Genomic DNA, 23,128 nt, shown 5'->3' with positions numbered 1-23,128 from the left:
TTGAACGCCATCGCCCAGACCGTCAAATCCCTGTTCCTTATCGAGTTCATCAAGGCGTTCGGCCTGTCGATGCGCTATTTCTTCGCAGCGAAATCGACGGTGAACTACCCGTTCGAGAAGGGGCCGCAGAGTCCGCGTTTTCGTGGTGAGCACGCCTTGCGGCGCTATCCCAACGGCCAGGAGCGCTGCATTGCCTGCAAGCTTTGCGAGGCGATCTGCCCAGCCCAGGCGATCACCATCGAGGCCGGACCGCGACGCAATGACGGCACCCGCCGGACGGTGCGCTACGACATCGACATGGTGAAGTGCATTTATTGCGGCTTCTGCCAGGAGGCCTGCCCGGTCGACGCCATCGTCGAGGGCCCAAATTTCGAATTCGCGACCGAGACCCGCGAGGAGCTTTACTACGACAAGGAGCGGTTGCTCGCCAACGGCGATCGCTGGGAGCGGGAGATCGCGCGCAACATTGCGCTCGACGCGCCTTACCGCTAAGCGGGCAGGGATTTTTTCGGCCGGAGGATCGCCAGACCGGGCGCGAATCTCCGCCTGATTTGACAAGATCGAGGTGGCAGGGCGACGACCGTCAGGCCGCATCCGATACCACTACAAGGAGCCCGAGGATGCTGGGCCTTCAGGCACTGTTTTTCTACATCTTCGCGCTGATCGCAGTCGGCGCGGCGCTGATGGTCGTTTTCTCCAAGAATCCGGTCCATTCGGTGCTGTTTCTGATTACGACCTTTGTGAGCGCCGCCGGGTTGTTCCTGCTGACCGGTGCCGAATTCCTGGCGTTGATTCTCGTCGTCGTCTATGTGGGTGCCGTTGCCGTGCTCTTCCTGTTCGTCGTCATGATGCTCGACGTCGACTTCGCCAAGTTGAAGCGTGGCGCGCTGCAGTACGCGCCGTTTGGCGCGATCGTCGGAATCGTGCTGCTCGCCGAGCTGATCATCGCGGTCACCGGCAATTATTACGAGCCGCAGCTGTCCGTCGCGACGGCCATGCCGACGCCGCCATTGACCGAAATGTCGAACATCGAGGCGCTCGGGGCGGTGCTCTACACCCGCTACATTCTGTTTTTCCAGCTTGCAGGGCTGATCCTGTTCGTCGCGATGATCGGTGCGATCGTTCTGACCCTTCGCCACAAGGAAGGCATCCGGCGTCAGTCGATTCCGGCGCAGGTCGCGCGGAACCCGGCGACGGCGATCGAAATCCGCAAGGTCGAGAGCGGCAAGGGCATCTGAGAACGAGGAAATGAGCGCAATGGAAGTCGGTCTCGGACACTACCTTACGGTCGCGGCGATCCTGTTCGTCACGGGCGTTTTCGGCATCTTCATGAACCGCAAGAACATCATCACGATCCTGATGTCGGTCGAGTTGATTCTCTTGGCGGTGAACCTGAATTTCGTGGCGTTCTCGGCGTTTCTGAACGATCTGGTCGGGCAGGTCTTCGCGCTCTTCGTGTTGACCGTCGCAGCCGCTGAAGCGGCGATCGGCCTCGCCATCCTCGTCGTCTTCTTCCGCAATCGCGGCTCCATCGCCGTCGATGACGTCAACACGATGAAAGGCTGATCGGGCGTGTATCAGACCATCGTTATCCTGCCGCTCGCCGGCTTCCTGATCGCCGGCCTCTTCGGCAACGCGATCGGCGCCAAGGCGTCCGAATATATCACCTCCGGCTTTTTGATCATCGCGGCGATCATGTCGTGGATCGCCTTCATTTCCTTCGGCTTCGGCGAAGGCGAGACGCTGCGGTTGACGCTGTTTCAATGGATGCAATCCGGCGGCCTCGAGGTCGCCTGGTCGTTGCGGATCGACCGCCTGACCCTGGTCATGCTGGTCGTCGTCAACACGGTCTCCTCGCTCGTGCATGTCTATTCGATCGGCTACATGCATCACGATCCGCATCGGCCGCGCTTCTTCGCCTATCTGTCTCTGTTCACCTTCGCCATGCTGATGCTGGTGACGTCGAACAATCTCGTGCAGATGTTCTTCGGCTGGGAGGGCGTCGGCCTGGCCTCGTATCTCCTGATCGGCTTCTGGTACAAAAAGCCGTCGGCCAACGCGGCCGCGATGAAGGCCTTCATCGTCAACCGGGTCGGCGATTTCGGCTTCGTGCTCGGCATCTTTGGCATCTTCGTGCTGTTCGGCTCGCTCAATCTCGACACCATCTTCGCCGGCGCGGCCGATATCGCCGGCCAGATGGGCGGCGAGGCGGGCGAGGCTGCTCCCGCGCTCGGCGACACTGTCCTCAGCTTCGCCGGCTACTCGCTGTCGATGGGCGGCGCGCTCACCGTCATCTGCCTGCTCTTGTTCATGGGCGCCATGGGCAAATCGGCCCAGATCGGGCTCCACACCTGGCTGCCGGACGCGATGGAAGGCCCGACGCCGGTCTCCGCGCTGATCCATGCCGCCACGATGGTCACGGCTGGCGTCTTTCTGGTCGCCCGCATGTCGCCACTGTTCGAGCTGAGCCAGACCGCATTGACCTTCGTCACTTTCATCGGCGCGACGACGGCGATCTTCGCCGCCACGGTCGGGCTGGTCCAGAACGACATCAAGCGGGTCATCGCCTATTCGACGTGTTCGCAGCTCGGCTACATGTTCGTCGCCCTCGGCGTCGGCGCCTACAGCGTGGCGATCTTTCACCTGTTTACCCACGCCTTCTTCAAGGCGCTCTTGTTCCTCGGCGCTGGCTCCGTGATCCACGCTGTCTCCGACGAGCAGGACATGCGGCGCATGGGTGGGCTCAAGAAGCATATCCCGGTCACTTACTGGTTGATGGTGATCGGCACGCTGGCGCTGACCGGCTTTCCGTTCACGGCGGGTTATTTCTCCAAGGACGCCGTCATCGAAGCGGCTTTCGTTGGCGATAATGCCTTCGCGACCTATGGCTGGGGTCTGACGGTTCTGGCGGCACTGTTGACCAGCTTCTATTCTTGGCGCCTGATTTTCATGACGTTTCACGGCAAGCCGCGTGCCTCCGCGGACGTCATGCATCATATCCACGAATCGCCGATGGTGATGCTGGTGCCGCTATTCGTGCTGGCCGCCGGCGCGCTGTTCGCCGGTCTCCTGTTCGAGGGCGCTTTCATCGGAGAGGGCTACGAGGAGTTCTGGCTTGCTTCGCTGTTTACCGGCGCCGGGAACGAAATTCTCCACGACATCCACGACGTGCCCTTTGCCATCGCATTCCTGCCGGCGGTCATGATGGCGATCGGCTTCGCCATCGCTTGGCTGTTCTACATCCGCTCGCCCGAACTGCCGCATCGACTGGCCGAGCGCCATCGCGGCCTCTACACGTTCCTCTTGAACAAATGGTATTTCGACGAGCTCTACGACTTCCTGTTCGTACGCCCGGCGAAGGCGCTCGGACGCTTCCTGTGGAAGACCGGCGACGGCAAGGTGATCGATGGGCTCGGGCCTGATGGTGTCTCGGCACGTGTTCTTGACGTCACCAATCGCGTGGTCCGTCTGCAGACCGGCTACCTCTATCACTACGCCTTCGCGATGCTCATCGGCGTCGCGGCGCTGGTCACCTGGACGATGCTCGGGGGGGCGAACTGATGAGCGACTGGCCGATCCTTTCGACCGTCACCTTCCTGCCGCTGGTCGGCGCGCTGCTGATCCTGTTCATCAAGGACAAGAGCGAACTGGCGGGCCGCAATATCCGCACCGTGGCGCTGCTGACCACGGTCTTCACCTTCGTCGTGTCGCTCTGGATCTGGATCGAATTCGACACGTCGAATCCCGACTTCCAGATGGTCGAGCGGCTGGACTGGCTCGGCAGCGGGATTACCTATCACATGGGTGTCGACGGCATCTCGATGTTGTTCGTGATCCTGACGACCTTCCTCATGCCGATCTGCATCCTCGCGAGCTTCGAGGCGGTGCAGACCCGCGTGAAGGAATACATGATCGCCTTCCTGGTGCTGGAGACGCTGGTGATCGGCGTTTTCTGCGCGCTTGATCTCGTGCTCTTCTACGTCTTCTTCGAAGGCGGCCTCATCCCGATGTTCCTGATCATCGGCGTGTGGGGCGGCAAGCGGCGGATCTACGCGAGCTACAAGTTCTTCCTCTACACCTTCCTCGGCTCGGTGCTGATGCTGATCGCCATCATGGCGATGTATTGGGACGCCGGCACCAGCTCGATACCGGAACTCCTGCAGCACAGCTTCCCGGCCTCGATGCAGCCTTGGCTTTGGTTCGCCTTCTTCGCCAGCTTCGCCGTTAAGATGCCGATGTGGCCGGTCCACACCTGGCTGCCTGACGCCCATGTCGAGGCGCCGACGGCGGGATCGGTGATCCTGGCCGGCATCCTCTTGAAGCTTGGCGGCTACGGCTTCCTGCGCTTTTCGCTACCGATGTTCCCGCTGGCCTCGGCCGATTTTGCGCCGTTCGTCTTTACGCTGTCGGTTGTCGCGATCATCTACACCTCGCTGGTGGCGCTGATGCAGGAGGACATCAAGAAGCTGATTGCCTACTCGTCAGTCGCGCATATGGGCTTCGTGACGATGGGTATCTTCGCGGCCAACCAGCAGGGCGTCGAGGGGGCGATCTTCCAGATGCTCTCGCACGGGCTGGTGTCCGGGGCGCTGTTCCTTTGCGTGGGTGTCGTCTATGACCGCATGCACACCCGTGAGATCAGCGCCTATGGCGGTCTGGTCAACCGGATGCCGCATTACGCCACCGCGATGCTGATCTTCACCATGGCCAATGTCGGGCTGCCGGGGACGAGCGGCTTCGTCGGCGAGTTCCTGACTCTGGTCGGGGTGTTCCAGGTCAACAGCTGGGTGGCGATCTTTGCGGCCACCGGCGTCATCCTGTCGGCGGCCTATGCGTTGTGGCTCTATCGGCGGGTGATTTTCGGCGCGCTGGAGAAGGAGAGCCTGCGCGCGATCCTCGACCTGTCGCGGCGCGAGAAAATCCTGCTCTATCCGCTCGTCGCTCTCGTGATTTTCTTCGGCATCTATCCGATGCCGGTCTTCAATGTGACGGCGGCATCGGTCGAATCGATGCTCAATACCTACACCGCAGCCCTGGAGGCGGCCCAATCGGTCGCCCTGGCGCAGTAAAAGCGGGGATCGGACGCATATGTATTCGCAAATGGTCGCCTCGAGTCTGCCGATCGTCGGTCCAGAACTGATCATGGCGGGAGGCGCGATGGTCCTTCTGATGATCGGCGTCTTCGCCGGTGAGCGCAGCGCCCAGACGGTGACCGGCCTGTCGGTCGCGCTGATCATCATCGCCGGGCTCTGGCTCGTCTTCGTCACGCCCTACGGCGAAGCCTTTGGCGGCTCCTTCGTGCTCGATCCCTTTGCCGGATTCATGAAGGTTCTGGTGCTCGTCGGCTCGGCCGCCGCGGTGATCATGTCGGTCGGCTTCGCCGAAAGCGAGCGGTTCAACCGGTTCGAGTTTCCGGTGCTGATCGTGCTGTCGACGACCGGAATGATGGTCATGGTGTCGGCCGGCGACCTGATCACGCTCTATCTCGGGCTCGAGCTGCAGTCGTTGGCGATCTACGTTCTCGCCGCGATCAACCGGGATTCGGCCCGTTCGACCGAGGCTGGCCTGAAATATTTCGTCCTTGGCGCGTTGTCCTCGGGCATGCTGCTGTACGGCGCTTCGATGGTCTACGGCTTTACCGGCCAGATCGAGTTCGGCGCGATCGCATCGGCGATCACCAGCGAAGGACGCTCCCTCGGCCTCGTCGTTGGCCTGGTGTTCGTGCTCGCGGGCCTAGCCTTCAAGATTTCGGCGGTACCGTTCCACATGTGGACGCCCGACGTCTACGAGGGTGCGCCGACCCCGATCACCGCCTTCCTTGCCGGTGCGCCGAAGGTTGCGGCCATGGCGCTCATTACCCGCTTCACGGTGCAGGGCTTCGAGCCGTTGCAGGTGGATTGGCAGCAGATCATCGTCTTCATCTCGATCGCGTCGATGGCGTTCGGCGCCTTCGCGGCGATCGGCCAGCGTAATTTCAAGCGTCTGATGGCCTATTCCTCGATCGGCCATATGGGATTTGCCCTCGTGGGGCTCGCGGCAGCCAATGTCGAAGGCGTCCGCGGCGTCCTGATCTACATGACGATCTATCTGGCGATGACGCTGGGCACTTTTGCCGTGATCCTCGCCATGCGGCGCAAGGACGGGGTGGTCGAGGAAATCGAGGATCTGGCGGGTCTGTCGAAGACCAACCCGGTGATGGCGCTGTTCCTGACGATCTTGATGCTGTCGCTCGCCGGCTTGCCGCCACTGGCCGGTTTCTTCGCCAAATATTTCGTGTTCATGGCGGCGGTCGAGGCGGAACTTTACGCCTTGGCGGTCATCGGCGTACTGGCAAGCGTCGTCGGGCTTTACTATTATCTGAGGATCGTGAAGTTGATGTGGTTCGATGAACCATCGGCGGAGTTCGTGCCGATGGCCATGGAGTTGCGGCTGGTTCTGTGGGCTGCGGCGCTGTTCATCTTCCCCGTCTACCTTTTCATCGGGGGGCCGATCTTCACCGCTGCCGAGGCCGCGGCGCGGACGTTTTTCTGACGGTGCCGACGGGCACGAAAGCACCACGACGGCGCCTCGCCCTCGGCGAAGTCGCCTCGACGAATTCAGTGGCGTTGGAGGCCGCGCGCGCCGGCGATCCGGGGCCTTTGTGGATCACGGCTGAACGGCAGATGGCGGGACGCGGCCGCAGAGGCCGGGCGTGGGTCTCGGAGCCGGGAAACCTCTATGCGAGTTGGCTGGTCATCGACCCGGCGCCATTGGAGCATCTGTCGAACCTGCCGCTGGTCGCCTCGCTTGGCGTGCGGAACGCTCTCGCCAAGCTCACGGGCGCCGACGAAGATCTGGTTGCGGTCAAATGGCCGAATGACGTCCTCGTCAGGGGCCGCAAGGCGGTCGGCATTCTCCTGGAAAGCGAGCGTTTGCCGGATAGAAGGATGGCGGTTGTCATCGGCTGCGGGGTCAACGTCGCCCATGTGCCGGATGGCACGCCGTACGAGGTGACCAGCCTGGCGCGGGAGGGCGTGCGCTGCGACCTTGATGCCATCTTCGCGGCCGTCGCTGACGAGGTGGAACGCGCCCTTGCGATCTTCCTGCGCGGCGAGGGATTTGCCGCGATCAGGCGCGAATGGCTTGCCCATGCCGTGGGGCTCGGCCAGGCATGCCGGGTCAATCTTGCCGATAGCGCGCTGACGGGACGCTTCGAGGCGCTCGACGAGCGCGGTCGGCTGATATTGCGCGGTGATGACGGCGAGACCACCGCGGTTTCGGCCGGCGATCTGTTTTTTCTGGAGAGCGACGAGCGCATGGCGCCACCGGTCTCCGCCGTTTAGGGCGGCAATCGAACGACGACGAATGTAACTGAAACAAACTCGAATGAGCTGCGTGGGTCGATCATGACCGGGCGGGGCAAAGACACGAAAGAAGATAGAAGTTTGAACAAGCTAATGTTTGTGCCGCTCGGCGGCATCGGTGAGATCGGCATGAATCTCGCCATGTACGGCTATGGGCCGGATGATGATCGACAGTGGATCGTGGTCGACTGCGGCGTCTCTTTTGCCGGTCCCGACTTTCCTGGGGTCGATCTCGTTCTTCCCGACATCCGGTTTCTGGAAAAGCAGAAGAATGCGCTGAAGGGGATCGTCATCACCCATGCGCATGAGGACCACTACGGTGCTCTGCTCGATCTTTGGCCGAAGCTGAAGGTTCCGGTCTACGCAACCGCTTTCACCGCGGCGTTGCTGGCGGCCAAGCGGGAAGGGGAGCCGGGCGCTCCGAAGATTCCGGTGGAGCTGTTCGCGGCAGGTGATCGCTTCAACGTCGGTCCCTTCGAGATCGAGGCGATCAACGTCACGCACTCGATCCCCGAACCGGTGGCGCTGGCGATCCGTTCGCCGGCCGGCACGGTCGTCCACACTGGCGACTGGAAGATCGATCCGACGCCGGCGCTCGGTGCGCCGACCGACGAGAAGCGGCTGCGCGAGATCGGCGACGAAGGCGTCCTCGCCATCGTCGCCGATTCGACCAACGCGCTTCGGGAGGGCGACAGCCCCAGCGAGACAGCGGTCTCGGCGTCACTTGCCGAGATCATCCGGGGCGCCAAGGGCCGGGTTGCCGTCACCACCTTCTCCTCCAATGTCGGGCGCATCCGCTCGATTGCGGCGGCGGCTCGCGATGCCGGGCGGCAAGTGCTGCTGATGGGGCGCTCGATGCGCCGGATGATCGATGTCGCGACCGAGCTCGGCTATATGGACGGCATTCCGCCGTTCCTGGGCGAGCAGGACTTCGGCTACATCCCGCCTGAAAAGGCGGTGATCATCCTGACCGGTAGCCAGGGCGAGGCCCGCGCCGCGCTGGCGCGTATCGCGCGGGACGAGCATCCGAGCGTCGCGCTGTCGCGGGGCGACCTTGTGATCTTCTCCTCGCGCGCGATTCCCGGCAACGAAAAGCTCATCATCGATATCAAGAACGCGCTGATCGAACGCGGCGTCAAGGTGCTCGAGGATGGCGAGCAACTCGTCCACGTCTCTGGCCATCCGCGTCGCAGCGAGATGCGTCAGATGTATGATTGGGTGCGTCCGACGATCGCCATTCCGGCCCATGGCGAGGCCGCGCATCTGACCGCCCACGCGGCCCTCGCGCGGGAATTGGGGATCAAACAGGTGGTCGAGGCGCGCAACGGACGCGCCGTCCAACTGGCGCCCGGCGCCGCCCAGGTCGTCCATGAGGTTCCGGTCGGACGTCTCTACAAGGACGGCCGCCTGATCGGCACAGCCGAAGCCATGGGCATCAACGAGCGCCGCAGGCTGTCCTTCGTCGGCCACGTGGCGGTGCTGGTGGAATTGGATGGCAAGCTGGAATTGCGCGAGGATCCCGACCTCGTGGCGCTCGGCCTGCCGCAGGACGACGCGACCGGTGAGGAGATTGAGGATGTCCTGATCGACGCCGCCGCCGGTGCTGTCGAGAGCACGCCGCGCAACCGCCGCAAGGACCTCGACAAACTCGGCGAGTCGGTCCGCCGCGCGGTGCGCGGGGCCGCTTTCGAGGCGTGGGGTAAGAAGCCGATCGTCACGGTGTTCGTCACGCGGTCCTGAAACCCGTCGAGGGAAATGCCATGCTCGGTCGACTGAATCATGTGGCTCTGGCCGTTCCCGATCTTTCGGGAGCGGTGCGGCGCTATCGCGAGACGCTGGGGGCAACAGTGTCGGAGCCACAGGCATTGCTCGAGCACGGTGTCACGGTCGTCTTCGTGGAGCTCGACAACACCAAAGTCGAGCTCCTGGAGCCGCTGGGCGAAGCGTCGCCCATCGCCGCGTTTCTCGCCAAGAATCCGAAGGGCGGCATGCACCATATCTGCTATGAAGTGTCCGACCTGAAGGCGGCGCGGGATCGGATGATCGCCGGTGGGGCGAGGGTGCTCGGCGATGGCGAGCCGAAGATCGGAGCGCATGGGCGTCCGGTGTTGTTCATCCATCCCGGTGACATGTTCGGCACGCTGACCGAACTGGAGGAGGTCTGACATTGGGCTGGGTATCGGCGCTCGCGATTTATTTCATCATCTGGTGGGTGTCGCTGTTTGTCATCTTGCCGCTGGGAGTACGCTCGCAGATCGAAGACGACGACGTGATCCTCGGGACGGCGCATAGCGCGCCGACCCACGCCCGGATGGGGCGTAAGCTCGCGCAGACGACGCTGCTCGCGACGGTGATTTTCGCGGTCTTCTACGTCGTGACGCAGGTCTACGGCTTCGGGCCGGACGATCTTCCGCACATTATTCCCGGCACCTGATACCCACAGACGCAGGAGCGCAGGCACAAAAAAAATGCAAGGCTTTCACCTTGCATTCTAGGTCGCGTGCCTGGATTTCCCGCCGGTAACTTTGACCGGGGCTGCGACGACTGCCGCGCCGGAAACCACGTCCTCCCAAGACTAGACCGCAAATATGGCGCCTTGCCAGCGCCTTTTTTGTGCAAGCGAAGGTTAGCCAGCACAGCGGCGATTGTCACGTGAATTTTGCGACTGTGTCATTTTTTGATCGCGCCGCCGTCACGGCGATGCCGTCGTCAGCCCGATTTGTCGCCGATGCGCGGATGGCGTGTTGCCGTCTTTCCAATCACGGATCAAGCGTTTAAGACGCGACCGTGCGGCCATGGCGCCGCGACACACCGATTTCACCGGAAACCTCATGCGCCTGTCGCGATATTTTCTGCCCATTCTCAAGGAAACCCCGAAGGAAGCGGAGATCGTTTCCCATCGGTTGATGCTGCGCGCCGGCATGATCCGTCAGCAGGCGGCTGGCCTCTACACCTTCCTGCCGCTCGGCAAGAAGGTGCTCGACAAGGTCTGCAGGATCATCCGCGAGGAGCAGGATCGCTCCGGGGCTATCGAGCTGTTGATGCCGACGATCCAGCCGGCCGATCTGTGGCGCGAGAGCGGCCGCTATGACGACTACGGCAAGGAGATGTTGCGGATTGAGGATCGCCACGAGCGCGATCTTTTGTTCGGGCCGACCAATGAGGAGATGGTGACCGACATTTTCCGGTCCTACGTCCGCTCCTACAAGGACCTGCCGCTTAATCTGTACCATATCCAGTGGAAGTTCAGGGACGAGGTGCGGCCCCGCTTCGGCGTCATGCGTTCCCGGGAATTCCTGATGAAGGACGCCTATTCCTTCGACATCGACTTCGAACGCGCCAAGACCGCCTACGACCGGATGTTCGTCTCCTATCTGCGGACCTTCCAGCGCTGCGGGCTGAAGGCGATCCCGATGCGGGCCGATACCGGACCGATCGGCGGCGATCTCAGCCACGAGTTTATCATTTTGGCTTCGACCGGCGAGAGCGAGGTGTTCTGTCACCGCGACTATCTCGATCTCGACGTGCCGGACGAAGGCGTCGATTTCGACGACGCGGCTGGTCTTGCCGAGATCGTCAAGTCCTGGACCACGCCATACGCGGCGACGGACGAGATGCATGACACCGCCGCCTGGGACACGCTGCCGGAGGACCAGAAGATCGCCGCGCGCGGTATCGAGGTCGGCCACATCTTCCATTTCGGGACGAAATATTCCGAGCCGATGAAGGCGGTCGTCACCGGCCCCGACGGCAAAGACGTGCCGGTCCACATGGGCTCCTACGGCATCGGGCCGAGCCGTCTCTTGGCGGCGATCATCGAGGCCTCGCACGACGAGAACGGCATCATTTGGCCGAAATCCGTCGCGCCTTTCGATGTCGGTCTCATCAACATGAAGCCGGGCGATGCCGCCTGCGACGCTGCCTGCGACGACCTCTATCGCCAGCTCCAGACCGCTGGCCTCGACGTCCTTTATGACGATCAGGACACGCGCGCCGGAGCCAAATTCGCCACCATGGACCTGATCGGCCTCCCGCTGCAGGTGATTGTCGGTCCGCGCGGCGCCAAGGCGGGGGAGGCGGAAGTCAAGGTGAGGGCGACCGGCGCGCGCGATACGATGCCGCTCACCGCCGTGGTCGAGCGGGTACTGGCGTGAGCGATACCCCTTTCGCAGCCCGTGCGGCGCCTGAGGGCCGCACCTCGACCCGGCCGTTCTCGCGCTTCGAATGGATGCTGGCTGGCCGCTATCTGAGGTCGCGGCGCCGCGATGCCGGGGTGTCGGTGATCGCCGGTTTCTCATTCGTCGGGATCATGCTGGGCGTGGCAGCGCTGATCATCGTGATGTCGGTGATGAACGGGTTTCGCGGCGAGCTGTTGACCCGCATTCTCGGCGTCAACGGTCATGTCATCATGTTTCCGATCGACCAGCCGCTCCGCGACTACGACGAGGTCACCAAGCGTATCGCGGCGGTGCCGGGTGTCGATTTTGCCATGCCTTTGGTGCAGGGGCAGGTCTTGGCCTCGGGCGCCGGAACATCGAACACCGGCGCGCTGGTCAAGGGCGTTCGCGGCGCCGATCTCGCCGAACTCGCGCCCGTCTCGGAGAACATCCGGCAAGGCACGCTTTCTGAGTTCGACACCGGCGGCGGAGTGGCGATCGGCATCCGGTTGGCCGAGGCGCTCGGGCTGCGGCTGAACGACAACATCACCTTGATCTCGCCTGATGGCGACGTGACGCCGCTCGGCACGACGCCGCGCGTCAAGGCCTATCCGGTCACCGCGATCTTCGAGATCGGGCTGTCGGAGTATGACGCGGCCTATGTCTATATGCCTTTGTCGGAGGCGCAGCTGTTCTTCAATCAGGAGGACCAGGTGCAGTCGATCGAGATGTTCGTCGACGACCCGGACGCCGTTCGCGCGCTACAGCCGAAAGTGGAGGCGGCGGCCGACCGCCCGAACTACACCGTCACCTGGCAGGATCAGAACGCCTCGTTCTTCTCGGCGCTGGAAGTCGAGCGGAACGTCATGTTCATCATCCTCACGCTGATCATCCTGGTTGCTGCTCTCAACATCATCTCCGGCCTGTTCATGCTGGTGAAGGACAAGGGGCGGGATATCGCGATCCTGAGGACCATGGGGGCGACCAGGGGCGCCGTGATGCGCGTGTTCCTGATCACCGGCGCCTCGATCGGTCTCGCCGGCACGTTCGCCGGGCTGGTCTTGGGCGTACTGTTCGGTCTCAATATCGAGAACATCAGGCAGTTCTTTTCGTGGCTGTCCGGGACGGTGTTGTTCAATCCCGAATTCTATTTCCTTAGCCGGCTTCCCGCCGAGATCGACGCGACCGAGGTGGTGCTGGTCGTCGCGATGGCGGTCGGCCTGTCGTTTCTGGCAACGATCCTGCCGTCCTGGCAGGCGTCGCGGCTCGATCCGGTCGAAGCGTTGCGGTACGAATGATGGCTGAGACCTTTGCGCTGCGGCTCGATCAGGTCGAGCGGCACTACAAACAGGGCGATGACCGCCTGACCATTCTCGACGCGGCCGATGTCGGCATCAGCGCCGGCGAGATGGTGGCGCTGGTGGCGCCGTCCGGGGCGGGAAAGTCGACGCTTCTTCACATCGCCGGCCTGCTGGAACGGCCGGACGGCGGCGAAGTATTCATCGACGGGCAGGCTTGCGGCAATCTCGGCGACGACCGGCGAACCGAGATGCGCCGTCGCTCGATCGGTTTCGTCTACCAGTTCCACCATCTGTTGCCGGAGTTCTCGGCGCTCGAGAACGTCATGCTGCCCCAGATGATTCTCGGTCAGCGTCGTCCGGACGCTGTCGCGCGAGCACGGGAGCTACTCGACTACATGCGCATCGGCAAGCGGGCCGACCATCGCCCGGCCGAACTGTCGGGTGGTGAACAGCAGCGCGTCGCGATCGCCCGGGCGGTGGCCAACGCGCCGCATGTCCTGCTCGCCGACGAGCCGACGGGAAATCTCGATCCGACGACGGCGGGCTACGTGTTCGACGCGCTGACGGCGCTGGTGCGCCAGTCCGGCGTGGCGGCCCTGATCGCGACCCACAATCATGAGCTTGCCGCACGTATGGATCGTGCGGTCACCATCGAGGCCGGGAAGGTCGTTCCGCTGCAGATGGGTTGATGCCGCTCGCGCGGCTGCTGCCATCGTCTGCGGCGCCCTTGCTCCCATCGACCCCGGTGAGGAGGTGTTCGGCGAGCGGGCCGAACTGTTCGATGGAAGAGGCCAGCGCTTCCTTCCGCGAACGGGTAACAACCCGGCCGTCCGAGGCTTGGGATATGATCTAGTCTCGATTTCTCGGCCTCGCGATCGAAGGCGCAAACTTGGCGCAAGGTTGGAGCCGGTTTCAGTCACGGTCGCCCGAGTTTGGACACGATGCGATGCGATCGAACGTCCTCATTGAGGATGCGCACTGCTCCGCGAGTCGATGAATTTGCAGTGCAACATTTTCAAGCCGATGACGTCGACGTGAACATTTCAGTATGGACTGATTCCAGCGAATCCAGTACCCGGATGCCGATGACAAACCTGAAACACCCCTTGCAAGCGATAGGCCGGCTGTTGGCCGCAGCGCTTTTCTGCGTGGCGGTGCTTTCGTCTCAATTGGCGCACGCGTCGCCCCACACGGGTGACCGCGCATTTGCAGCTTCGATCGTCGATCCATCAGTTACTGAAGTTGCCGAGGATCATGTCGCTTCGGCCGCGAACGATGCTGCCCGCGACGCCAAGCCCTTGCCCAAGGCGACGGGCGACAAACACAACGATCACTGCCCGCCGGCTTCAATGCCGGACCTGTTGGCGGAATATCATCTGGACTGGCCCTCCAAGTGGGGTCTCGGTTGGCACGTGGTCGAATTGGTGGGAAGCCAGGTTCCGACTGGCAAAAGACCCCCGCGAGCCTGACCTGACGGCGCCGCCGCGCGCCCTATGATGTTCGCATGCCGTCTCCGATGGACCGGACATCGTCACAGATGAGTCCTCCTCACGCCTAGAGCGTCAGGTGTTCTCGCTTCTCCACGTTTGGGAACTTCATCGTATCGACCGGCCCGTGAACGGCCGGCGAGCGGGAAAGTTCGCCCGTTAGGTCCTTTCAATGATCCGCTTCATGATTGTCGGCTTGCCCGGCCTGCTTCTGGCTGGCTGCGCGACAAGCGAACCCATGGGTTTGCCGCAAGTTCTTACCTCTCCGTCCGCGGACGACCCGTCCGCTGCGTCCGGCGGCACCAATTACCGGTCGGTCATTGGTGGATATTCAAGGCGTAGTCCCGCCGAGCCAACCGGATGGCGGCGGACCGGCGTCGCGATGGCCCCGGTCGGCGCTGAAACTGCCACCGAAGATGAGGCGCCGAAATGATGCGTGTGTTTCGCAAGGCCGCGATGGCGGTTGTCCCCCTTTTCGTCTCCGGCTGCGTCGCGATCACCGAAGACTTTGATCCGAAGCTCGGCTTTGCGATCGTGCAGGATCAGACCGCGGCAACCCTCGGCAAGGAAACTGCCTGGGTTCAGAATCGGGCCGAGGCGGCCGCCGTCAACAAGCGTGTCAGCCAGCTTTTGGCGAACAAGACCGTCGGGGTCGAAACGGCGGTGCAAGTTGCGTTGCTGAACAACAAGAGCCTGCAGGCCGCCTATGCCGACATCGGCATGTCGGTTGCCGATCTCTGGCAGGAGAGCCTGCCGGTCAATCCCAATCTGGCGGTGAGCTATGCCGGCATCGGCGCGCTGCGAACCGTCGAGGGGCTGATCGCGGCCAACGTCATCCGGCTGATGACGCGCGAGCGGCGACTGGACGTCTCCGAGGTGCGTGTGCTTCAGGCGCGGTTGCGGGCTGTCGAGGCGACGCTCGCGCTGGCCGCGCAGACGCGGGCCGCATGGATCGAGGCGGTCGGCGCCTGGGAGACCGTGGCCTACATGAACCGGGCGAAGGTCGCGGCCGATGCGGCTGCCGAGCTTGCTACCGAACTCGGGAAGACGGGGGCCTTTCCGAAGATCGATCAGGCTCGTGAGCAGGTGTTCTACGCGGAATTGACTGGCCAGACCGCAGAGGCGCGACTGGCCGCGCAGCTCGCCAAGGAGCGGCTGATCCGGCTGATGGGGGTCTGGGGAGGGAACCTGTCCTTTGAGGTGCCGAACGCGCTGCCGAGCCTGCCACGCAATATCCAGACCCGCAACGCCATCGAGGCGGAGGCGTTGCGCGATCGCGTGGACCTGCAGGTGGCGCGGCTCGAACTGGATGCGCTGGCGCGTTCCTACGGCCTGACGAAGGCCACGCGCTACGTCTCCGATCTCGAATTGGCCGCCGGGCTCGAGCTTGAAGAGGAAGCCGAAGAGGGCGAGGACGGCAGCAAGAAAAGCACCAACCAGCTCTCGGGTATCCTTGAGGTCGGCCTGGAAATTCCGATCTTCGATAGCGGTCAGGCGCGGCTTCGCAAGGCTGAGTTCGCGTATTTGCGGGCTGCGAACGTCTTGGCGGCAAAGGCCGTCGACATCCGCTCGGAAGCGCGCTCCGCCTACAAAGCGTACCGCTCCCGATACGATATCGCCAGGCACTATCGCTCGAACGTCGTACCGCTGCGCACGACGATCGAGAAGGAAGCGATCCTCACCTATAGCGGCATGATCTCGAACACGTTCGACCTTCTGGCCGACACCCGGGCCAAGCTCACCTCGATCATCCTCTCCGTCAACGCCAAGCGCGCCTTCTATCTCGCCGATGCCGGGCTGGCCTCCGCCGTCTATGGCGGCGGCGAGATCGAATCGGGTGGTGGTCTCGAGATGGCGGCCGGCGACGGCGATGGCGACGGCGATTGAACGGAAGGAACCAGACAGATGTTTTCCAGAAGACAATTCATTGGTGCGGGCGCCGCGCTCGCCGGGACTGCGATGTGGTCGAAGACTTCGGCCATGGGCTTGCCGGAAGCTCCGATCATGGAAGAGGCGGCAACGCAGCCGCCGCTGATGCCAACGGCGGGGCCGGACTACAATCCTGTGGTGACCCTAAACGGCTGGTCGCTTCCGTTCCGCATGAACAATGGGATCAAGGAGTTCCATCTTGTGGCCGAGCCCGTCGAGCGGGAGATGGCCGATGGCATGACCGCCTATCTGTGGGGCTACAACGGTCAGTCGCCCGGCCCGACGATCGAATGCGTCGAGGGTGATCGAATCCGCATCTTCGTCTCGAACAAGCTTCCCGAGCATACGACCGTCCACTGGCACGGGTTGATCCTTCCCAACGGCATGGATGGCGTGGCCGGGTTGACGCAGCCGCCGATCCCGTCGGGCAAGACGTTCGTCTACGAGTTCGACGCTTTGAAGAGCGGCACCTTCATGTATCACCCGCATGGCGACGAGATGGTGCAGATGGCGATGGGGATGATGGGCTCCTTCGTCATCCACCCGAAGGACCCGTCCTTCATGCCGGTGGACCGCGACTTCGTCTTCCTGCTGTCATCCTACGACATCGATCCGGGCTCCTATCTTCCGAAGGTCATGGAAATGACCGACTTCAACATGTGGACGATCAACAGCCGAATTTTTCCGGACGTGGCTCCGCTCATCGTGGCCAAGGACGACCGGGTGCGCGTGCGGGTCGGCAATCTGACCATGACCAACCATCCGATCCACATGCACGGGTATGATTTCGAGGTCACCTGCACGGATGGCGGTTGGGTGCGTCCGGAGGCACGCTGGCCGGAGGTCACCATTGATATCCCGGTGGGGGCGATGCGGGCCTACGAATTCGACGCGGTCCATCCGGGCGATTGGGCCCTGCACTGCCACAAGTCGCATCACACGATGAACGCGATGGGGCACGATGTCCCGACCTTCATCGGAGCCAACAAGACCAACGTCGCCCGCAAGATCCGCACGGTCCAGCCGGACTACATGCCGATGGGAACGAAGGGCATGGCGGATATGGCGGAAATGTCGATGCCGATCCCGGACAACACCATTCCGATGATGGCCGGCTGGGGACAGTTCGGCTCACTCGAAATGGGTGGCATGTTCACCGTGGTGAAGGTGCGGGAGGGGATCGAGGCCGGCGACTACGAAGATCCCGGCGACTACGAAAATCCTCCAGGCACGGTGGCCTACGAATGGACCGGATCGCTGCCCGACGCGACATCGGCTCCCGTTTCCAGCGCCCAGGGCAGCGCGCTGCCATCGAAGCCCACGCGGCAGACGATGCCCGGTGGGGGAACGCATTCCGGCATGTAGCAAGGCCGGGAAAGCAAGGGACGCAAATACAAAACGAAACGAGGATAATTTATGCAGAAACGACTGTTCATCGCGACGGCATTCGCAGCCGCGCTCGTCGCCACATCGGCGTCGGCCGGCGGTAAGCATGGCGGCGGTCATGAGGACGAAGTGGCGATCGGCAAAGCCGGCAAGGCGGCGACCGCCGATCGGACCATCGAGATCACGATGCTGGAGACCGAGGACGGCGACATGCTGTTCGAACCTTCCAAGATCGAGGTCAAGAAGGGCGAAACCATCCGCTTCGTCATCGCCAATGACGGCGTGCTGGAGCACGAGTTCGTCATGGATACTTCGGAAGGGGTCCAGGAGCACAAGCTGCTCATGGAGAAGTTCCCGGAGATGGAACATGCCGATCCCAACGCTATCCGTCTGCCCGCGGAGGAAGCCGGCGAAATCGTCTGGACTTTCACCAAGGCCGGCAACTTCCAATTCGCGTGTCTGATCCCCGGACACTACGACATGGGCATGCATGGCCCATTGACCGTCGCGTCGCGTTGAACGCGACACATCTCTCACCCTCACAATCAGGAAAAATCACATGACCAAGCTCATCAAAATCGCCGCGCTCTCGTTCCTTTCGCTCGCTCTGGCCAGTCCGGCCGTCGCGGTCGAATACACCAAGGGCCAGATCACCAAGATCGACGCCAAGCAGCAGAAGCTGACGATCAAGCACGGCGCGCTGAAGAACCTCGACATGCCGGCAATGACCATGGTTTTCAAGGTTTCTGACGAAAAGATGCTGGCCAAGGCGAAGGAAGGCAAGAACATTGAGTTCGTCGCCGACCGCGTTAAAGGCAAGCTTACCGTCGTTGAGATGAAGTAGGGCTCGACACTCACGGCTCTGGGCGAATGGAGTTCGCCCCGAGCCGGTTCGCGACGACTATGCTGGTTGCGAATCGACCGAGAGAGCCATCGATAAAGAAGTATAATAATATTTATTTTTCTTTTTTAATATAATATCGTATTATGATTGTCATCATAATGACAAAATTCAGTACACTATACATATTGGCAGGAAGAATAAAATATTGCTACAGTATTTAATTAGATAAATCCCGCCATCGCATTCTTCCGACGAGAAGCGCTCGGGGACAACGTCCGCTGATTGGATCGATTGCGATCTTCGATCGGTGGACAGATCTCCCTCTACTGCAAACCGAGACGCGAGGCAGGCGTGAGAGCGCGTGTTCTTGCCGTCGTGCGCGCCGTCAACGTTGACGGCGACATCAAGGAATCAAAATGCCGAGGCAATCACCCCAATGGTAGCAATCGACTCGGGCCGCAGCGACATCGACGGAATGATCTTGGAGGTCGAGCGGCGTAACGAGCTGAGGACCGTCATCTGGCGCTTCCTCGCCCTTCTCGTCTTCGCCATCTCGGTGGCTCTCGAGCCGGACGTTATCAACCATCAGGCGCATATCGCGCTGTTGATCGCGTACGCCGCGACGTCGGTTCTGGCCGTGGCTCTCGTGGTGTCCGGGTTGTTCCGCTCGTGGCTGAATTGGCCCTACATCTGCATCGACGCCGCCTTGGTCGTTTATCTCGCGGCCGAGCACATGTTTATTCCCGGCTCGTCCTTCGTGGACGCGCTGGCCACGCCCAGTCTGGCGATCGCATTTGTCCTTCTTTCCCATGCCAGCATGCGGATGCGCGCCGGTCCGGTGGCGGTTTTCGCTGCCCTCGTGACTCTGGGATCCGCCGCCGTCGCGGCGCTGTCCCTGTTCGACGACCCGTTCCAGATCGGGATGTCATCAGAGGAACTACAAGCGGCGAGCGTGCGCCTTCTCGCCTTCGCGGCTGTCGCGGCCATCCAGGTCATGTTGGTGGTCGACATCAGGCGGCTCGTGCGCTTCGCTGTGTCGACGTCAAGTGAGCGCGCCAATCTTTCCCGGTTTTTCTCTCCGACAACGGCAGTGTTGCTGGCATCGGGTGGGGCACATGTCGGGCTTCAGCGAAACGAGGCGGCCGTCGTCTTTATCGACATCCGCGGCTTCACGGGGTTGTCTGAGCAAATGGCGCTGGAAGATGTCGCGTCGCTGCTGTCGGAATACCGCCAACGGGTGGTGGAAACGGTTTCGGAATGGGACGGGCGGGTGGACAAGTTCATGGGCGACGGCGTCATGGCGGTGTTCGGCTTTCCCCACCCCGATGCCACGGACGCCGTGCGTGCGTTCGACTGCGCCTGCGACCTGATCCATCGCCTCGAGACATGGAGCGACATGAGGACTAATGACGGCAAGATCCCGCTCCAGTTCGGCGTCGGGATCCACCACGGCCATGTCATTGGTGGGGTTGTCCTCGGCGGCCGGCACAGCGAGTACACGGTACTCGGGGATGCGGTGAACCTTGCGCATCGCCTGCAGGAAATGTCGAAGACGCTTGGGGCCAAGATCGTCATTTCGCGGGAGATCCTGCGGCGATTGCCGTCAGGACGGCTCGGATTGAGCTGGCGATGGAGTCAAAACGTTCAGGTGCCTGGCCGAATGGAAGCCGCAGACGTTTTTTATCTTCCGATTGAACAGATGCTGAGCTGATCGCCGCAAGGTGATCTCCGCCGTAGCGGACCCTCTGGCGTAATGACGCAGCCCAAAATCATCAGGGCAGCAGCTCGCTCCCGATGAGCGGCGCCAAGATTACGTTCACCAACAGACCGAGCAAGACGATGGCAATGGGCCCGGTGACCATCGCGACACCGGACCATGAGCCGAGCGTTGCCGGCTCGCTCGATGATTTGGCGAAGATCATCGGCGCGATGAAGCGCAGGTAGTAGAACAGCGAGGCGACCGTATTGGCGACGGCGACCACTGCCAGCCACGCGTATCCACCCTCGATCGTCGCGAGGAACAGTTCGAGCTTGCCGAGGAAGCCGATCAGCGGCGGGATGCCGACCAGGGATAAGAGCCCAATAATGATGGCGGTCGCTTCCAGTGGCCTGCTGCTGGCGAGGCCGGAGAAATCGGCGCGGTCGGTGCGGCCACGCAGATGCGTGATCGCGGCGAAGGTCGCGAGGTTGGCGGTGCTGTAGCCGAGAAGGAATATGATCAGGGCCGGCATCGCGGCGGGACTGAGCCCGACCACGGTGATCGCCATCAGCGCGTAGCCCGATTGCGAGACCGATGACCAGCCGAGCATCCGGCGCAGATCGTCCTGCCAGAGGGCAGCCAGGTTTCCGAGCGTCATGGTGATCAGCGCCAAGGCCGCTACCAAAGGCCGGACGGCGGCCGCGTCGATGGGAAACAGTGAGACAAGGCGGGCCAGCACGATCGCGGCTCCAATCTTCGGCACAACTGTCAGGAAAGCGGCGGCTGGGGCCGGGGCGCCTTCCGCGACATCGGGCATCCAGGCGTGAGCAGGCGCGGCGCCGAGCTTGTAGCTCAGGCCGACGAGGACGAGGACAGTTCCCAGCAGCAGGACTGGCGACGATTCACCGGAGGCCAGCGTGGCTCTCATCCCCGTGAACCCCGTATCACCCAGCATACCGACCATCATGATGGCGCCGAGCATCAAGCTGGTATTGGCCAGCGCGCCGATCAGAAAGAACTTCATGCCGGCCTCGACCGACAAGGCCCAATCGCGATGATAGGCGGCGAGAACATAGCCGGTCGCCGAGGAGAGCAGGGCGCCGATGACGAGTTGGAGGATATCGGCGGCGCCGGCCATCGCCATCGCGCCGAGCGCCGAGAACAGGAGGATGGCGTAGTATTCGCCGTGCCGCCGGTCCCGGTCGAACCAATCGGGCGACATGACGACGACGAAGGCCGTCGCGCCGAGGATGAGCAGCCGCCCCCAGATGCTGGCCACGTCGAGCGCCCAGCTTCCCGAGAAAGTCAGCCGCTCCGAGCCTATTTGAAGTCCGCAAAGGAAGGCGGCGACGCCCAGCCCACACAGGGCGAGAGGCGCGCCGATCCACTGGCGCCGCTGCGAAGCGAAAGACGCGAACAGAAGAATGGCAACCGCCGTCACGATGACGGTGATCTCCGGGAGAATATCTCCAAGCGGCATCATGTCAGCCTTCGGTCCCCTGGAGAGGCAGGAAAGCCGAACCGGTTTCGATCATGGCAAGGAGCCAGCCGGGATAGATGCCGATCAGCACGACCAGGGCGAGAAGGAGCGCGAGAAATCCGACCTCGGTCCTGTTGAGATCGGTGAAGCCCTGACGCTGATCCGCAAGCTCGCCGAAGAAGATCTGCTGCAGCATCGACAGGAACAACGCGGCGGTGATGAGGATGCCGATCAGGCCGATCGCGGCGAGCCAAGGGTAGACGGCGAAGGTGCCGGCGAAAATCTGAAACTCCGCCACGAAGCCGGCCAGCGCGGGCAAGCCGAAACTGGCGAAGGCGGCGAGGAAAAATCCGATCATCAGTTTCGGCGCAACGCGGGCAAGCCCGCCATAGGCCGAAAGCTCGTAGGTTCCGGTTCGCTGCCAGAAGGAGCCGGCCATGAGAAACAGCGCGCCGGTGATGAGGCCGTGCGCGACCATCTCGGTTATCGCGCCGTTGAGCGCCAGGCTTCGCGCCGCGTCGCCGCCAATCGCCGCGCCGGCCGCGGCGATGCCGAGGACCGTGTAGCCCATGTGATTGACCGAGGTGTAGGCGATCCGCCGCTTCAGATTGGTTTGGCCAAGCGCGACGATCGCACCCCACAGGATCGAGACGACGGCGACGATCGCCAAGGGAAAAGCATAAGCGGCAAAGGTTTCGCGCATCATCGAGAACGGAATCCGCACGATCCCGTAGGTGCCCATCTTGAGCAGAACGCCAGCCAGGATCGCCGAGGCCGGCCCCGGCGCTTCGACATGGGCGAGCGGTAGCCATGTGTGAAACGGCACGAGCGGCGTCTTGATCGCGAAGCCGACAAGAAATCCCAGGAGCACGAGGCTCGATCGAATATCCACTCCTTGCAGGGGCTGAGCGGCGATCAATTCGCGCATGTCGAAGGTCAGCGTATCGTTCGCCAGCACGAGACCGAGGATCGCCAGCAGGATCGCCAGCGATCCGGCGAGCGTATAGATGAAGAATTTGAGCGCCGCGTATTCCGCGTCCCCATGGCCCCAGCGACCGATCAGAAAGTACATGCCGACCAGGCTGAGATCGAAGAAGACGTAGAAGACGAGCAGATCGAGGGTCAGGAACAGACCGAGCGAGACCCCCTGCAGGAACAGGAACCAGGCATAGTACTGCCGCGCACGCCCTTTGTAATCGGCCGGCCACGCAAGGGCGCAGAGAAACAGCAGCCCGCTCATCAGGGAGATGGCGAGCGCCATGCCGTCGACGCCCACCCGCCAGGCGACGCCGAGCGTCGGAATCCATTGCAACTCGCCGACGGCCTGAAACGCTGGCGCGTCCGCGCCCGTGTCGAAGCCCATCCAGACGATGACCAGCATCAGCAGCGACAGACCCGACGCCGCCATCGCTATCAGGCGCGCCATCGTTTCGTTCCAGGCCGGTCGCACGGCCAGGGCAAGGGATGCGAAAAGCGGGAGCAGGATAGCGAGTGTCAGCATG

General features: G+C 62.5%; 21 protein-coding genes. 19 read left to right on the top strand and 2 right to left on the bottom strand.

All coding sequences use genetic code 11. From position 1 onward, the window contains the following. The 19 genes from nuoI (at position 1) to VQ045_RS01710 (ending at position 20,158) form a co-directional block, all read left to right on the top strand. Complete coding sequence (gene nuoI / locus VQ045_RS01800; RefSeq protein ID WP_327645769.1) at positions 1-492, top strand: NADH-quinone oxidoreductase subunit NuoI; 492 nt, start codon at positions 1-3, stop codon at positions 490-492. 128 nt (positions 493-620) lie between these two features. Next, positions 621-1,238: an NADH-quinone oxidoreductase subunit J gene (locus tag VQ045_RS01795; protein ID WP_327645768.1), complete on the top strand. Its 618-nt coding sequence runs from the start codon at positions 621-623 to the stop codon at positions 1,236-1,238. 19 nt (positions 1,239-1,257) lie between these two features. Beyond that, positions 1,258-1,566 carry an NADH-quinone oxidoreductase subunit NuoK gene (nuoK, locus tag VQ045_RS01790; RefSeq protein WP_206454386.1) on the top strand — a complete coding sequence of 103 codons (309 nt, stop codon included), beginning with the start codon at positions 1,258-1,260 and terminating at the stop codon, positions 1,564-1,566. A 6-nt stretch (positions 1,567-1,572) separates the two neighbouring features. Next, entirely contained in the window at positions 1,573-3,561 is a 1,989-nt protein-coding gene (nuoL, locus tag VQ045_RS01785; protein WP_331828961.1) for an NADH-quinone oxidoreductase subunit L, read from the top strand. Next, positions 3,561-5,069, top strand: coding sequence for an NADH-quinone oxidoreductase subunit M (locus VQ045_RS01780; protein WP_331828960.1), 1,509 nt, complete (start codon positions 3,561-3,563; stop codon positions 5,067-5,069). The genes nuoL and VQ045_RS01780 overlap by 1 nt, the downstream gene beginning before the upstream one ends. Positions 5,070-5,088: 19 nt before the next feature. After that, a complete protein-coding gene (gene nuoN, locus VQ045_RS01775; protein ID WP_327622885.1) occupies positions 5,089-6,531 on the top strand; it encodes an NADH-quinone oxidoreductase subunit NuoN in 1,443 nt (480 codons plus the stop codon). 2 nt (positions 6,532-6,533) lie between these two features. After that, entirely contained in the window at positions 6,534-7,322 is a 789-nt protein-coding gene (locus tag VQ045_RS01770) for a biotin--[acetyl-CoA-carboxylase] ligase (RefSeq protein WP_331828959.1), read from the top strand. A 114-nt stretch (positions 7,323-7,436) separates the two neighbouring features. Beyond that, positions 7,437-9,083, top strand: coding sequence for a ribonuclease J (locus VQ045_RS01765; RefSeq protein WP_331829000.1), 1,647 nt, complete (start codon positions 7,437-7,439; stop codon positions 9,081-9,083). Positions 9,084-9,103: 20 nt separating this feature from the next. Next, a complete protein-coding gene (mce, locus tag VQ045_RS01760) occupies positions 9,104-9,508 on the top strand; it encodes a methylmalonyl-CoA epimerase (RefSeq protein ID WP_331828958.1) in 405 nt (134 codons plus the stop codon). Positions 9,509-9,510: 2 nt separating this feature from the next. After that, positions 9,511-9,777 (top strand): DUF1467 family protein, encoded by a 267-nt coding sequence (locus VQ045_RS01755; protein ID WP_327622882.1) that lies wholly within the window; start codon positions 9,511-9,513, stop codon positions 9,775-9,777. 397 nt (positions 9,778-10,174) lie between these two features. After that, entirely contained in the window at positions 10,175-11,497 is a 1,323-nt protein-coding gene (proS, locus tag VQ045_RS01750) for a proline--tRNA ligase (protein WP_331828957.1), read from the top strand. A 74-nt stretch (positions 11,498-11,571) separates the two neighbouring features. Beyond that, positions 11,572-12,798, top strand: coding sequence for a lipoprotein-releasing ABC transporter permease subunit (locus tag VQ045_RS01745; RefSeq protein WP_331828999.1), 1,227 nt, complete (start codon positions 11,572-11,574; stop codon positions 12,796-12,798). Continuing rightward, positions 12,798-13,490 carry an ABC transporter ATP-binding protein gene (locus VQ045_RS01740; RefSeq protein WP_327622880.1) on the top strand — a complete coding sequence of 231 codons (693 nt, stop codon included), beginning with the start codon at positions 12,798-12,800 and terminating at the stop codon, positions 13,488-13,490. The genes VQ045_RS01745 and VQ045_RS01740 overlap by 1 nt, the downstream gene beginning before the upstream one ends. 315 nt (positions 13,491-13,805) lie before the next feature. Then, positions 13,806-14,270 (top strand): hypothetical protein, encoded by a 465-nt coding sequence (locus tag VQ045_RS01735; protein WP_327622879.1) that lies wholly within the window; start codon positions 13,806-13,808, stop codon positions 14,268-14,270. Positions 14,271-14,717: 447 nt separating this feature from the next. Continuing rightward, positions 14,718-16,175 (top strand): TolC family protein, encoded by a 1,458-nt coding sequence (locus VQ045_RS01730; protein ID WP_327622878.1) that lies wholly within the window; start codon positions 14,718-14,720, stop codon positions 16,173-16,175. An 18-nt stretch (positions 16,176-16,193) separates the two neighbouring features. After that, the gene (locus tag VQ045_RS01725) at positions 16,194-17,582 is read left to right on the top strand and encodes a multicopper oxidase family protein (protein ID WP_331828956.1); all 1,389 of its coding nucleotides are present in this window, start codon (positions 16,194-16,196) and stop codon (positions 17,580-17,582) included. 51 nt (positions 17,583-17,633) lie between these two features. Beyond that, positions 17,634-18,122, top strand: a complete 489-nt coding sequence (locus VQ045_RS01720; protein ID WP_331828955.1) for a cupredoxin domain-containing protein — start codon at positions 17,634-17,636, stop codon at positions 18,120-18,122. 40 nt (positions 18,123-18,162) lie between these two features. Beyond that, positions 18,163-18,447, top strand: coding sequence for a copper-binding protein (locus VQ045_RS01715; protein WP_331828954.1), 285 nt, complete (start codon positions 18,163-18,165; stop codon positions 18,445-18,447). A gap of 391 nt (positions 18,448-18,838) precedes the next feature. Further along, complete coding sequence (locus tag VQ045_RS01710) at positions 18,839-20,158, top strand: adenylate/guanylate cyclase domain-containing protein (protein ID WP_331828953.1); 1,320 nt, start codon at positions 18,839-18,841, stop codon at positions 20,156-20,158. 61 nt (positions 20,159-20,219) lie between these two features. On the opposite strand, the gene VQ045_RS01705 is transcribed toward VQ045_RS01710, so the two are convergent. Next, on the bottom strand, positions 20,220-21,629 hold the full coding sequence (locus tag VQ045_RS01705; protein WP_331828952.1) for an NADH-quinone oxidoreductase subunit N: 1,410 nt from the start codon (positions 21,627-21,629) through the stop codon (positions 20,220-20,222). Between the two features lies 1 nt (position 21,630). Then, positions 21,631-23,127, bottom strand: a complete 1,497-nt coding sequence (locus VQ045_RS01700) for a complex I subunit 4 family protein (protein WP_331828951.1) — start codon at positions 23,125-23,127, stop codon at positions 21,631-21,633. Position 23,128: the final 1 nt, after the last annotated feature.

The sequence above is a fragment of the Aurantimonas sp. E1-2-R+4 genome (genome assembly GCF_036549515.1).
Taxonomy (GTDB): Bacteria; Pseudomonadota; Alphaproteobacteria; order Rhizobiales; family Rhizobiaceae; genus Aurantimonas; species Aurantimonas coralicida_A.
The sequence above is the reverse complement of the archived record's forward strand: the minus strand, read 5'-3'. Positions and strand labels throughout refer to the sequence as shown.